The sequence below is a fragment of the Glacieibacterium sp. genome (genome assembly GCF_965200405.1).
GTDB lineage: Bacteria > Pseudomonadota > Alphaproteobacteria > Sphingomonadales > Sphingomonadaceae > Glacieibacterium.
In genome coordinates, this window is record NZ_OZ241356.1 from 398,537 (window position 1) to 412,628 (window position 14,092).

Below are 14,092 nucleotides of genomic sequence, written 5' to 3' on the forward strand. Positions count from 1 at the left end.
TCTGATGGCAATCGCGTCTGTTATCGCTCGGCGTGGACTCACGGTGATCGCCGCGTTGGCAGTGCTCGGCTTTTCGGTGAATGGCTATGCACAGTCGCCGGCGCAGTCGGTGTGGAACGGCGCGTTCACCGCCGAACAGGCGCAGCGCGGCAAGGCCTCCTACACTCAGGCCTGCGCGGTGTGTCATGGCCCGTCACTCGGCGGTGGTGATTCCGCTCCACCATTGTCGGGCGGCGTATTTCTCAACAACTGGAATGGCACCACGACCGGTTCGCTGTTCGAGCGCATTCACGACACCATGCCCGCCAGCGATCCAGGAAGCCTCAGCGGCAAGACCGTCGCCGATATCGAGGCCTATATCCTCCAGACCAACGGTTTTCCGGCGGGCGCAGTACCGCTGCCCGCCGACCAGCAGTTGATGACCGTCACCAAGATCCTCGCGACCAAGCCGGCGGGCTGACGACGAAACGGCGTCGAGGGTCGAAGCGCTATCTGCGCTTCGGCACCGCCCATTGCGTGATCCTGGGAACGCTCGTGTCGCCCGAGTACAGATTACCCTGGCGGTCCCAGGCCATATAGGTCGTCTCGATTGCCTGTCCCGGCCCGCGGCCCGCGCCGTTTCCGACTGCACCGAGTACATTGCCGGCCCGATCTAGTTTGAGAAGTTGTCCGTCCTGGCCGCTTGCGACCCACAGCACACCCTGGGGGTCGAACCCGATCGCGCATATCAGGTTACGCATCTGGATCGTCTTGATGAATTCGCCGCTCTTCGAATAGACGACCAAGCGATATTGTTCACGATCGCCGATCCAGACATCGCCATTCCTGGGGTCGACCGCCACCCCATGCGCCATGCTGAACTTGCCCTGGCCCACGCTGTTGCCGAACCACTGGTTGATGTACTTGCCATTCTTGTCGAGGTGAATGATCCGCGCCGCGCCGATGTTGTTCGATGGATCGTCTGACTCGGTGTCGTTGGGACTTTCGTTGCCATGCCCCTCCCCGATGTAAAGCTCGCCATTGGGCGCGAAGGCGACGTACATCGGCTGCCACAACAGCCTTTGTCCTTTCGCCTCGTCCCAGTCGCCGCGACGGTTTTTTTCACCGATCGTCCTGAGCAGCTTACCCTCGGGACTGACTTGCATGACCGTGCTGCCATCGGCATCGGCAATCCAGACATTGTCCGAGGGATCGACGGACATGCCGTGCGCCTTTTCCTGGTGACCGATCACATCCTCGCCGACCGTGAGGATGAGCCGGTGCTCCGGATCGAATTTGAACAGCTGCGGCCGGCCGGCTTCATTCCGCTGGAACGCCCAGAGATTGCCCTTCGAATCGATACCGACGGCGGGCACGCCGCTGCCATAGACACCCTTATCGGCGGGTGGCAGGTTGAATGGGTAGGAGAAGGTGTAGCCCATCGTCTGCTTCCACTGGACGCGCGCCAGCGAAGGGCGACTGGCCGATCCGCCGTGCTTTGGATCGCAGACCGGCGAGCGGGTGCACAGCGGCACGCCGGACTTGTTCATCGCGGTCGTCGGGGCACCGGTGGATGGGCGCGCGCCCGGGCGAGGCGGCGTGGGCAGTTGCAGAAACCAGCCTGGCGAGGCTGACGCGGCCGATCCACCCGCCTTTTGCGCCTGCACCGTCGTTGCACCGCCGGCCAGCAAAGCCGCCATCGCGGCAAGATACATCGACTTCATCCGATCCCCCTCTTGCAGATTCGCCGCCGACGTTGGCCGGTCAGGCGCCGCGGGGCAGCCTGAAGGCCACCAATTCTCCCGAGTAATTGCCGCCACCGATCGCGACCACGAGGTATTGCCTGCCCTTGAGCATGTACGTCATCGGCGAGCCGCTCTGGGGGGCGGGAATATAGACGGCCCCTTTCTCGACGCCGCTGCCCTTGTCATAGGCGCGCAGCATCGCACCGCGGACGCCCTGCTCGTTGGTGAAAAAGCCCGACTCTCCGCAGATGACAAGCGACTTGGTGCACAGCGGCCCGAGATTACCCTCGCGTCCCGTTCGCGGGATCTTGAGCCCTTTCAGCGCCGGGTGGTTGCGGACGTTGTCCGGGGTTTCGCCGTGCGCGATCTGCCAGCTGATGTCACCGCGCTCGAGGTTGATCGCGGTGATCGTGCCATACGGCGGCTTGAGCAGCGGCAGGCCCTGGATGGTCAACTGGCCGGGTCGCGGGCCGGATTGCGGTGGCTGCGGACCCGACGGGTTCGACGGAGGCGATGGCGCCCCCTCCTGAACCGCGCGGCTGCCCGGTACGATCGCGCCGCCCATCGGCGCCGAAGGCCGTGTCTTTTGCCCGGTCAGGCCGTGAACATAAGCGAAATCCGACAGGCTCTCGTCGTTGTTGGCGACGACGCCGTACACCTGCGCCGTCTTCTTGGCATAGACGAACACGGTATGCGTATCGGGATCGTAGCAACCGCCGGGCCAGTTGGTGCCGCCTTGCGAGCCCGGTGAATGGATCGTGCCGAACGGACCGGCCGGCAGGCTCATCGTCGGCGGCGTGTACAGCGGGCCGGTGCGGTAGTTCTTGATCAGCGCCAGCGCTTCGGCGTGCAGAGCCGGCGTGAAGTCGATCAACTGCTCCGGACTGACGCCCTGCGGACCATAGGCCGGCGGCTTGCTAGGATAGGGCTGCGTCGGCGAATACCATTCGCCGGGCACGTCACCCTTGGCGACCTTGCGCTCGACGATCGGCCAGACCGGTTTGCCGGTGCTCCGGTCGAGGACGTACAGGAAACCCTGCTTGCTGGGCTGAGCCAGTGCCTTGATAATCTTACCGCCGTGCGGGATGTCGCACAGGATCGGGGCACACGGTATGTCGTGGTCCCAGATTCCGTGATGGACGAACTGGTAGTGCCAGCGGCGCTGACCGGTGTTGACGTCGACAGCGACGAGCGACTCCCCGAACAGGCCCGCACCGCGCCGATAGATGCCGACGAAATCCCCGGTCGGCAGCTCGACCGGCAAATAGACCAGGCCGAGCGCCTCGTCGGCCGACATTTGCGCCCAGACCCCGGCATTGCCGGCCGCCTCCGCATCGCCGGCCACCCAGGTGTCGTAACCGAACTCGCCCTTGCGCGGTATGGTGTGGAAGATCCACTTTCGCTTGCCGGTAGCGATGTCATAGGCGCGGACATAGCCCTTGGCGTTACGGCGCGTCCGGGGCGCATCGCCAGCCGTATGCGCCGCCCCGATCACGACGATATTGTTGACGACCAATGGCGTCGAATGGAGGCCGATATCGGCGGTCAGCGGATCGAGATCCTGGTCGATCTCCAGCTTGAGATCGACGATGCCGTTGGTACCGAAGCCGGGGTCGGGAACGCCGGTCTCGGCATCGAGGCAGACCAGGTGATAGCCGATGGTAACGTACAGGATGCGCTCGCGCGTTCCGTCGGTCCAATAGGAGCAGCCATGTCCTGACAATTGGCGCGGCGCGTTCATTGCGCGCTGCCCCTCGTCGAGGCGGTGCATCCACAGCATCTCGCCGGTCGCCGCGTCCAGCGCGATGCAGTCGCGGCGCGCGCCCGCGGTCAGGAACAGCCGGCCCTTGATCAGCAACGGCGTCGCTTCGAGCTGATACTCCTTGCGCGAGCCGAGGGCGTCGGTCTTGAAGCGCCACGCGACCTCGAGATCGTTGAAGTTTTGCGCGCTGATCTGGTCGAGCGGAGCGTAGCGCGTGTTCGCCTGGTCGGCCGCATAGTACCGCCATTCGGTGTCGGGGATCGTCGTCGGCGACGGTGCGGGGGCCCGATCCGGACCGAGCGCCGACGGAGCGGTTGGGGTCGGGGTCGGCTGGGCCAGCGCGGCACGGGCGAATAAAGCGGCCATTGCCGTCGTCGACAACATGGTCCGCCTGGAGATCGTCATAGTCTACTCGTCCTCCCCGTTTCAGCTCAGTTTGCGCTATCGAACTGTCGTCGATTGATGCGCATTGCGTCGTGCAACTTACCGTCGTGTCGAGAAATCTTGCACTCGCGGGGATCCACCAACCGGCTGGAAACCGGATCAATGCCGACGCGCCTTGTGCGTGAAGCCAATCCGACCCTGTTGATCTAAACTCCCCGATGCGTTCTTGATGCCGCTGCGTCTCTCTTTATGCGAGTCGCCAGTGCTTGGGAAACCTTTTATCGTCGGGCTCGAGTATTTGGCCTCAATTTGCCTTGGCAAGGCACGACGGTTCCTGAAGGTTGGCGTAGACTGTACGACGACTTGCAACCACCGGATCGCCGATCAAGGAACGATGTGATGAAGTCTCTTCGAGTGCGCCTGCTTGCAACCTTCACCTTGCTGGGCGCGACGTCGGCGCTGGCCCAGGTCATACCGCCGGCACCGACCGGCCCGGCCCGGGCGCAGATGATGCAGAGCGGCATTCCGCCCGGCGACTATGGCAGGAGCTATCGCACGGCGGCGGATATCGCGCTGCCCAATCCCTATTACCGGAACGAGACCTGGCTAAAGCTGCCCAAGGGCCAAAGCCTGGGTGCGACCAGCGCCATCGACATCGACCGGGACGGCAAGTCGATCTGGCTGGTCGAGCGCTGCACCGGTCCCGGCGGCTGTTCGGTGACAAAGAACAACCCGATCAAGAAGTTCGATCCCGACGGCAATCTGGTTCGCGAGTTTGGTGCCGGTCTGCTGGTCTATCCGCACGGCATGTGGGTGGACCGCGCCGGCAACGTCTGGATCTCGGACACGCAGTCCAATATCCAGAAATCCGACGGCACGCCCAACAACGCGCCGGCCGGTACCCAACCCAAGGGCAACCACATCCTGAAGTTCAGCCCGACTGGCAAGCTACTGATGCAGATCGGCACCGCTGGCGAGTACGGCAGCGACGAGCACCATTTCAACCAGCCGTCCGATGTGCTGGTATCGCCGGGTGGCGACATTTTCGTCGCCGATGGCCATGAGCTGGTCAACCTGCCGCCGCGCATCATGCGCTTCGACAAGACCGGCAAGTTCATCAAGGCCTGGGATGTCTGCCAGGCGAGTCCCGTCACCAGCGACTGCAGCCACAGCCTGGCAATGGATTCGCAAGGGCGGCTGTTCGTGGCCGATCGCGGCAATGCGCAGATCATCGTCTTCGACCAGGACGGCAAACGCCTGGCGGAATGGACCGACTGGGGCCGACCCAGCGGAATCTATATCGACGCCAACGACATATTGTATGCCGGCGACTCCACCGTCGGCATGGTCGAGGGCAATGCTTTCGTCCGTGGCGTTCACATCGGCAGCGCCCGCACCGGCAAGGTCACAGCGTTCATCCCCGACGTGCTCGGCAATCCGGCACCGTGGTTTCCGCTGAAAGGTACTACCGGCCCGGAAGGCGTCGTCGCCGACAAGGACGGCATCATCTATGTTTCGAACGTCGCGCCCCAGGGCCAGGTGTCCCGCTACACGCTGCGGCCGCGTTGACGCCGAAGCCGACAATACGAAAAAGCGGGCCGATCGCTGATCGGCCCGCTGAGTTCACTCAGGGAAATCGACGACCGATCTAGAAGCGGACGCGGAGACCGCCGGTGTACGTCCGTCCGAACACATCATAGACGATGACGTTGGTCGGATAGGACTGCGACGGCTGACCACCGGTGCTGTAAAGTGGTGGGTCCTTATCGAACAGATTAGCGACCGTGACATAGGCTTCGAGATTGATGCCATTGACCTCGAACCGATAAGATCCGGTCAAGTCGGTGTACATGGCTGAGGGTACATCGTTCTTGACGTAGATTTGCGTCGGATCCTGGCTCTTTTTGCGCGGACCGATCCAGCGGACCTGGGCCGCGAGGCTGATCGGGCCGTCGATATAGTTCAGCTGGACGTTGATGCGGTCCTTGCTGTTGTTGCCCGCATTGTCCGACTGCACGACCGCGCCGGCCGGTTGCGCCTGGGACAGATAGTCGAACAGATGCCCACCGATCAGCCGCATGTCGAGGCTCGCGCCCTCCGACAACAGGCCGAAGCCGAAGTCGGCCCGGTAGGAAATCTCATAGTCCAGGCCCGCTACCTTGACGCTCGCCTGGTTGAACGGGAACGAGGTCCGCAGCGTCGGGAAGTTGGCGGCGGTCCGATCGGAGAACGGCAGTGGCCGCTGGAACGACTTGCAGACTTCGGCCGTGCCGTTCGAGGCCTCGCACTGGTTAACGACCGTGTCGACATCCAGGGTGCCGATCGCGTCCTTGATCTTGATCCGGTAGTAATCGACCGACATCTGCAAGCGCGGGATGAAGCTGGGCGAATAGACGATGCCGCCGGTCAAGGTGTCGGCCAGTTCCGGCGTCAGCTCCGTATTGCCGGACGTGGTATTGGTCAGGCGGGCCGTCGTGTTGGTGTGGACGTCGAAGAATGTACCCGCGCCCGAATTCGGCGCCTGGAACAGCTCGTTCAGTGTCGGTGCCCTGATATCACGCGACCGCGTGGCGCGAATGCGCACGGACTCGACCGGGAGCCAGCTGGCGCCGACCTTCCAGGTTTCGACGCTGCCGCTCGTCGAATAATCGGTGTAGCGAACGGCGGCATTCAGGTCGAGCGCGCGGAAGAACGGTACGTCCTTGAGGATCGGGACGGCGATTTCGGCATAGGCTTCCTTGACGTTCTGCTTGGCCTGCGTCGAGCCGACGTTGGTGGAGTTGTACTTCAGGATGAACGTGCTGGTCTGGGTGCGCAGCCCGGTCAGGTCGATGCTCTTCGACGGGTCGGTGTTGGACGTCTGCTTCATGTCCTGCTTGCGATACTCGGCGCCGGCAGCCAACGAGACTGCGCCGGCCGGCAGGTTGAACAGGTCGCCCGAGACGTTGGCGGTGAAGATGTCCATCGTCTGCTTGACGCTGTAGGTCGAGGTCTGGCTGATATAATCATAGGCGGCCTGCGACGGCGAATCTCGGCCGAAGATGTTGAACGGGACGCAATTGTCCTGCAGGCCCGGGTTGGTGATGGTGATCCGGCAGACGATGTTGCCGTTCGGACCACGGACCGCATCGAGCGCTGCATAATAACGGGCGTTGTTGAAGTTGCCCTCGTGGAACAGGTCCAGCTTCGTGTCGCCATGCGAATAGTTGAGCGACCAATTATATTTGTCGGCGATCTTGCCCTTCACCCCGGAGACCAGGATCGTGGCGTCGTTGTAGAAACGCCCAAGCTTGAACGGCGCATCGGCCTGGATGCGCCCGGCGATGAAACTCTTCACGCCGGCATTCTGGAGGATCGTCCGGGTCGAGTCCGCGAGGAACGGGTTCTCGGTAAAGATCTGGAAGTCGCCGACCTGGGTGCCGGTACCGATCGTCACCGAGCTGTTGAACGAGTTCGCATAGGATAGCTGGACGAACGCCTGGACATTGGACGAGACTTCGACGTCGACGCGGCCGAACAACTGCTCGGTGTTCTGCGTCGCCGTCAGTGTCTTGCCGAAGCTGATCACGCCGTCGCCGCCGACATTATAGCCCGCAGTGCCGGTTGGTGTGCCGGGATTGTAAGGCACCGCAAGGCCGCCCGCGATGAACTGATAGCCGCGCAACGGATTGCCGGCGTTCAATGTGCCCGAATAACTGATTAGCGTGCCATAGGTCGCACCGCTGTAATTGACGTTCGCAAGCTCGACATAAGGATTGGTCGCCGATCCGGTGCCGGTCCGCAGAAAATGCAAGGAACCGTAAGGACGATCCTCGTTCTTCTCGATGCCCTTCTGCTGATAATGGTCATAGCTGAGCAAGACATGCACGCGGTCTTCGAAGAGGCTGAAGCCGGCCGCGACATTGCCCTTCAGCGTCGGGGCGTCGCCATATTCGGTCAGGCCGTATTGAATATTGCCCTTGAGACCTTTGAACTTGGTATCGAGGATGAAGTTGATGACGCCCGACACCGCGTCCGAGCCATAGGCCGCCGAGGCGCCGCCGGTCACCACTTCGACCCGCTGGATCAGGGCTTGCGGAATGATGTTGGCGTCGGTCGTGCCTTCGTAGCTGGTCGGCGGCAGCCGCTGGCCGTCGAGCAGGGTCAGGGTGCGGATCGGGCCGAGGTTACGCAGGCTGAGATAATTGCCGACCTGGGGGCTGGCGACGCCACCGTTAGCGTTGGCGTTGCTGCGGGACCCGGCGAACTGCGGCAGCGTATTGAGGCCCTCGGCGATCGCGCCCGGGTTGGTGCGCTGCAGTTGTTCGGTCGATACGACCGTTACCGGTGTCGGTGCGGAATAGCCGTCGCGGACGATGCGTGAACCGGTGACGACGATGTCACCGGCATTACCGTCCGCCCCGGTCGCGACATCGACAGTGTTTCCGCCGATCGTCGTATCGGCTGCTTTCGCTTCCGCGCCCGGCAGTGGTGTCGTCGTCCCGGCGGCCGGTGCCGTAACTGGAGGCTGAGGCTGGCTTGTCTGGGCGAATGCCGGGCTGGCCCCGATTGCCAGAAGTGCCATGGCAGTCCCTGATCTTAGCGCCCGGGCACGCGCCGACCGAAGCTTCTTCGTATCCACCATGTATCTCTCCCCTGTTTTGGCTATTTTTAGCCTTCAACGGTCGATACAAATCACTCCTGATTTTCAATTGCAATCTGTTCGTAGATGGAGCGTGAAATAAGAGCTTAGAAGCAGGTTCGATACGGCTTTAATCTCATCTCGTGAGAACATCGACATTCGACATCTTTAGCAACGCAAGCCAGTGACGATTACGACTCAACCTGGTTGAGCCGAATCCCTGCCGTTTTTGATCTGCAACGTTAGCATCGGGATCCTGCACTGCGCGGACCAGCCCAGTTACGCGTTCGACGATCGCAGCATTCGCTACCGGACGGTAAATAGAAGGCGCCGCGCCCGGTAGTTCTCAGGACGCTATGGCGATCGGCATCTGGAAGGTGAAGCGCGTCTCGGCGTCGGTCGACGTGACCGACAAGGTGCCATCGTGCGCTGCGGCGATCTGGGCCGAGATGTACAGCCCAAGGCCCAGGCCATCACGGTTCGTCCCCGACTGTCCGCGCACGAAGGGCTGGAAAATATCGGCAATCGCCTCGGGCGCGATCTTCAGCCCGCCGTTCGAGATCGATATCGCCATCTGGCCGCCGGCGAAGGCACAGACGATCCGCACTGGCTGCTCGGCGACGCCGTGGGTCAGGGCATTGCCCAGCAAATTGGAAAGCAGTTGCGCGATCCGCAGGGGGTCGCCGTCGATCAACAGGTCGTCCGAGCAATCGACCAGGATCGCTTGTCCCGGATGCGTGCTTCCGAGTTCGGCAACGACCTGGGTGATGATCGGCGCAATCGACATCAATTGCCGGCTGACCGGGATGCCACCGCCAAGGCGCCCGCGCGCGAGGTCGAGGACGTCGGCGATGAGCGCCGCCATCCGGTCGCCGCTCAGCCGCATCCGGGCCAGCAGCATCTTCGCGCGCTCCGGCGTCGGTTGCTTTTCCAGCAGCGTGATGCCGGCCTGGATCGACGCCAGCGGATTGCGCAGGTCGTGTCCCATCACCGCGACGAACTGCTCCTGCAGGCGAGCGGTATCGAGCTGCGATAGTCGACTGGCTTCGCTCACGGCGAGCCGGTTGGCCTGCTCGAGCGCAAAGCCGATCAGCTTTGCGAACATCTCGAACATGCCGCGGACCTCGGGCCGGTCGAGGTCGCGCGGCTGCGGATCGATGGCGCACAAGGTGCCGAAGAACTCACCCGCCGGCAGGAAGATCGGGAACGAGGCATAGCTGCGAAAGCCGTAGAGGGCGGGCGTGTAATGGCCCTCGTAGATCGGGTCGCTCGCGACATCCGAAATTATCACGGAAGCGCCGCTATCCCTGATCTCGTGACAGATCGTCGTCTCGAGCGTGAGCTCACCGCCCGGCTTCATTCCGAAATCGATGGTGTCGCGAACGCTGCAGGCGATCCAGCGCTCGTCGGTGACACGAGCAATCGCGGCAAAACCCATGCCGGTGACTTGGCAGATCGTATCGAGGATCGTCGGCACCGCCTCCAGGCGATTGACGGTATCGACCTCCGCCGCCAGCCGGCGCGAGTTCGTTTCCGGGCCGCTGACGAGCATCAAGACACTCTACAGCTTGATGTTTCCGAAGACCACAGTCTTCGTACGGCGTCGTACAAAAGAAGGCCGCGGGGTGGCACCCCTCGCTGGCCGGTCATCCGGCTTTCAGCCCGGCGCTAAGCTTCTCCGATAACGCCTTCAGTTCCCGGCCGGGCTCGACGATCACGGTCTGGCCACCGGCCCCCACGAAGCCGATCCTGGCCTCGTTCAGCGCTTCGATGATCGAGATGTAGAGGTCGCTGCGGACCCGCGTCGCATCGCGTTGCGAGGCGACGAAGCCGAACGCGTTGAAGTTCACCGAGCCGCCCGGCGTCAGCGCATCGACGAAGACCTTGGGTGCAGGCTCGTCGAGGACCTCCTCGGCCGCTTCCAGGACCTTGCGGATGACCAGGATGGCGCGGGGTGCCTCGCTGGCGGCGCCGATGCTGATCTGCAGCTGGACCCGGCCGCGCGGGTCGCCGAGCGTCTTGTTCTGCACCGGCTTGGTGATGAGGTCGGAGTTCGGCACGATCAGCGTCGTCTTGTCGGCCTGCAGGATCTCGGTGGCGCGGACGCGGATGCGCCTGACATCGCCCTCGACGCCGCCGACGTTGACCAGGTCGCCGACCTTGATCGGGCGCTCGACCAGCAGGATGATCCCCGAGACGAAGTTCTGGACGATCTGCTGGAGGCCGAAACCGATACCGACCGACAAGGCGCCGGCGATCAGCGCGATCTGGCTGAAACCGAGGCCCGCAGCGGTCAGCGCCCAGAGCACGACAGCACCGACACCGAGGTAGCGCACGCCGGTGCTGACCGAGTTGCGGACCCCGGCGTCCCAGTCGGTGACCGGCAGGAAGCGGCGGTCGAGCCAGCGTTGCGCCAGGTGAACGATGCCGAGGCCGAGCACCAGGCAACCGATCCCCGCGGCGAGGGAGCGCGGCGACAGCTCCAGCGAGCCGATCCGCAGCCCCTGCCCGACGCCGGCGATATGCGCGGTCAGGACATCGCCATTGCGCCCGAACGGCGTCAGCGCGAGGCTGAGCGTGCCGAGGACGATCAGAATCTGCAGCACCGCCGAGGTGATCACGCCCAGCTGGCTGACGGTGGCATGGCCGAGCGCCAGCGTGTGGGTCAGCAGCCGCCCGATCCAGCCGCCGGGCAGGAACAGCTCGCCCACCGCATCGTCGACGAAGCGCAGCAGCAGGAACGCCAGCGCGACCAGCACGCTGATCCAGAACATTTGGGTCGACACCAGCAGCGCGAGCGTCGTGAACCCGGTGAACACCGAGCCGACGGTGACGATGATGGCGATGGTCAGCCCCAGCGCGACGAGCGTCACCCCGGCGTTGCGCGGCGGCTCGGCGCTGCTCTCGTCGGGCCCGGCGTCCGGATGGTCCTCGCTCAATGCCAGCAGGATCAGGCCGGCGATCGACGCATAGGCGAGCGAGGTGATGCAATTGGCGGCGACGGTCGCAGCCAGGCTCGCGCCGACGACGCTGTTCAGCCGGCTGATCAGGAAGCCGGCACCGGTCAGCAGAGCCGTCAGCCACGACAGCGACCGCGTCCGGCTCGCCATGCGTTCGGACACGGTGAGCAGTCGGTTGGCCGGTACCTTGCCGCCCGCAAGTTGCCGGCTGAGCGCCAGGACCAGCGATCCCCAGAACACCGCGATCACCGCCGCCTGCACCAGCGCCGCGGCCTTCTCCGATAGCAGTGCCGCCCAGTTCAGCCCGAGATTGACCACCACCGCGGCCATCCCGGGCAGGATCGTGTTGACCAGGACCGCGGCGATGGCCCGGGCGGACTGGCGGAAGCGCCGCACCTGCGCCTGCTCGTCGGTGAAGCGCCGGATCACCCGGAGCAACGCCAGCCGCAGCGGCATCGCCAGCGCGAACGCCAGTGCCAGTGCCAACGCCACGATAAACACCGCGCGCGCGTCGAGTGCCGCGACCGCCGTATCGAAGGCGTCGCTGGCGAGCCGCGACAGCCGCATCACATCGGCGCCCAGCGACCCGCCGAGCGACACCCAGAACCCGGCCTCCAGCGGCGACGCGGTGCGGTCGAAGGTCCGCGCATCGAACGCGGTCCGGCGCCGCTGCGACACTTCGGTGAAGCTGTGGTTCGCCGCGATCCCCGCCTGGCGGGCGCGCTGCACCTGTTCGGTCAACACCTGCCGCTGGTCCAGCAGCTCGCGGCGTTCGCGACGCTCGGCGGCATCGAGGCGCTTGCGCGGCTTGCCATTGGCCAGTGTCAGGACGCGCAGCTTCGCATCGAGCGCGACGATTTCGCGGTCGCGGGCGCGCACGAAGCTGTCGGCGACCGCCTGCGCTGCCGAAGTCTGCTCGCGCAGTCGCGCCAGGCTGGCGTCGGTACTGGCCCCCACCGCCTGCTTTTGCAGGTTTGCGACGTCGCGGATCAGGCCGTTCAGGATCGCGATGTTCGGGTCGACGACCGGCAGCTGCTGCACCTGGACCGGCGGTATGGCCGGCGCGGCGATCACCGGGGCGGAGACGATCGGCGTCGGCGCCACCGCCGCCTGCGCCAATGCTGCGGAGGGGGCCAGTGCCGCGATCAAGCCCGCGATCGCCAGGCCGATCGACAGCCTGATCCCGCCTCGCCGGGTGGCAGCGCTGGGGCGCAAGTCGTTGGTCGAACTTCTAGCCATGATCACCTGGGCGCAACGTCGCTCCAGCCCCCAACGCCCGGAGCACCGTAACCGGGTCAATCAATCGTGTTTTGTACCCTTGGCACGATTGCATCGAGAGCGAGCAGATCGGCCTGCGTGTTGATGTTGGCGACGTCCGGGCCGGGCACGATCCTCGCATCGCAGCACGCGATCCAGCGGCGCAGCGACCGGTCATCCCCGCTGCTCAACTGCGCGTCGAGAGCCACCGCCAGGGATGCCGGCCAATATCCGCAGACCGGCAGGCCGGCGAATGCGGCAGCGCGCCCGGGCTCCTCCAGCAAGGTCGCGAGAATTTCGCCGCTGAGCTGCGGTGCGTCGCAGGGAACCGAAACGACGCCGTCGAACGACCCTGCTGCCGCGTCGGCAAGCGCTGCATTGAGCCCGGCGAGTGGCCCGAGCCCCGGTCCGGGACGATCCCATAGGCTGCGGAACCCGTCATGGATCCGGCCGACGATGACCACCTCGGCCGCAACCGGGGCAAGCGCTGCGATGGCGTGGTCGATCAGCGTCCGCCCGGCATGCAGTGCCAGCGCCTTGTCGCCGCCGAACCGCGACGACCGCCCGCCGGCGAGGACCACCCCGAGCAACCTCACGGCGCCGCCGCAACCAGCCGATCGGCGCCGCAGAACACCTCGAACCCGTCGTCGCGAACGACTGCGGCAAGCGTGATCCCCGCCGCCTCGGCGACCCGGATGGCGAGCGCCGTCGGCGCCGAGATCGCCGCGATGGCCGCGACCCCCATGCGCGCCGTCTTCTGGACCATCTCCACCGATACCCGCGAGGTCAGCACGACGATCGCCCCGTCGAGCATCGAGGCGTCGACCGCCCCCGCCAGCTTGTCGAGCGCATTGTGGCGACCGACGTCCTCGCGCAGCATGACCAGCGCACCACCGTGCCACAGGCCCGCCGCATGGACCGCGCGCGTCGCCGCACCGAGCGGCTGATTGCCTCTCAGCCCGGCGACCGCATCGGTGAAGTCGGCAAGCGACCAGCGCGCCGACGACCTTACCGGCACCAGCGGCGGCAGCGCCTGCGCCAGGCTCTCGACGCCACAGAGTCCGCAGCCGGTCCTGCCGACGACGGACCGCCGGCGCTCGAGATGGACGCGACCGGCATCGGCGCGCAGCCACATCCGGACTTCGATGCCATTCGACTGGGCGACCACCTCGAGCGCCTCGATCTGCGCCAGGTCGTCGACGATCCCCTCGGTCAGGCTGAAACCCCGGCCAAGGTCCGCCAGATCGGCCGGCGTCGCCATCAGGACGGCATGCGTCGTCGCGTCATAGACCAGCGCGACCGGGACTTCCTCGGGCACTGTCCGGCTCGCAGCGTTCGCAACGCCGGCGCGGACCGCCGTACAGTCGACCTGCATGCTTGCCGG

General features: G+C 64.8%; 9 protein-coding genes. 2 read left to right on the forward strand and 7 right to left on the reverse strand.

Features of this window, described 5'->3' with window-relative positions:
* Nucleotides 1-43: 43 nt before the first annotated feature.
* On the forward strand, nucleotides 44-460 hold the full coding sequence (locus ACOFKW_RS01810) for a c-type cytochrome (protein ID WP_419815645.1): 417 nt from the start codon (nucleotides 44-46) through the stop codon (nucleotides 458-460).
* Nucleotides 461-488: 28 nt separating this feature from the next.
* On the opposite strand, the gene ACOFKW_RS01815 is transcribed toward ACOFKW_RS01810, so the two are convergent.
* Nucleotides 489-1,421 carry a hypothetical protein gene (locus ACOFKW_RS01815; RefSeq protein ID WP_419815646.1) on the reverse strand — a complete coding sequence of 311 codons (933 nt, stop codon included), beginning with the start codon at nucleotides 1,419-1,421 and terminating at the stop codon, nucleotides 489-491.
* 322 nt (nucleotides 1,422-1,743) lie between these two features.
* Nucleotides 1,744-3,852, reverse strand: coding sequence for a PQQ-binding-like beta-propeller repeat protein (locus ACOFKW_RS01820; RefSeq protein ID WP_419815647.1), 2,109 nt, complete (start codon nucleotides 3,850-3,852; stop codon nucleotides 1,744-1,746).
* 417 nt (nucleotides 3,853-4,269) lie between these two features.
* Between ACOFKW_RS01820 and ACOFKW_RS01825 the strand changes: the two genes are divergently transcribed.
* Nucleotides 4,270-5,439, forward strand: a complete 1,170-nt coding sequence (locus ACOFKW_RS01825; RefSeq protein WP_419815648.1) for a hypothetical protein — start codon at nucleotides 4,270-4,272, stop codon at nucleotides 5,437-5,439.
* A 79-nt stretch (nucleotides 5,440-5,518) separates the two neighbouring features.
* Here the strand turns inward: ACOFKW_RS01825 and ACOFKW_RS01830 are convergent, their stop codons facing one another.
* The 5 genes from ACOFKW_RS01830 to fdhD all read right to left on the reverse strand — a co-directional run bounded on the left by ACOFKW_RS01830 (nucleotide 5,519) and on the right by fdhD (nucleotide 14,083).
* Nucleotides 5,519-8,434 carry a TonB-dependent receptor plug domain-containing protein gene (locus ACOFKW_RS01830; RefSeq protein ID WP_419815649.1) on the reverse strand — a complete coding sequence of 972 codons (2,916 nt, stop codon included), beginning with the start codon at nucleotides 8,432-8,434 and terminating at the stop codon, nucleotides 5,519-5,521.
* Nucleotides 8,435-8,837: 403 nt separating this feature from the next.
* On the reverse strand, nucleotides 8,838-10,043 hold the full coding sequence (locus ACOFKW_RS01835) for a GAF domain-containing sensor histidine kinase (protein ID WP_419815650.1): 1,206 nt from the start codon (nucleotides 10,041-10,043) through the stop codon (nucleotides 8,838-8,840).
* 94 nt (nucleotides 10,044-10,137) lie between these two features.
* Nucleotides 10,138-12,690 (reverse strand): DUF3772 domain-containing protein, encoded by a 2,553-nt coding sequence (locus ACOFKW_RS01840; protein WP_419815651.1) that lies wholly within the window; start codon nucleotides 12,688-12,690, stop codon nucleotides 10,138-10,140.
* Nucleotides 12,691-12,746: 56 nt separating this feature from the next.
* Nucleotides 12,747-13,304, reverse strand: coding sequence for a molybdenum cofactor guanylyltransferase (gene mobA / locus ACOFKW_RS01845; RefSeq protein WP_419815652.1), 558 nt, complete (start codon nucleotides 13,302-13,304; stop codon nucleotides 12,747-12,749).
* Entirely contained in the window at nucleotides 13,301-14,083 is a 783-nt protein-coding gene (gene fdhD / locus ACOFKW_RS01850) for a formate dehydrogenase accessory sulfurtransferase FdhD (RefSeq protein WP_419815653.1), read from the reverse strand. Before fdhD ends, mobA begins: the two co-directional genes overlap by 4 nt.
* Nucleotides 14,084-14,092: the final 9 nt, after the last annotated feature.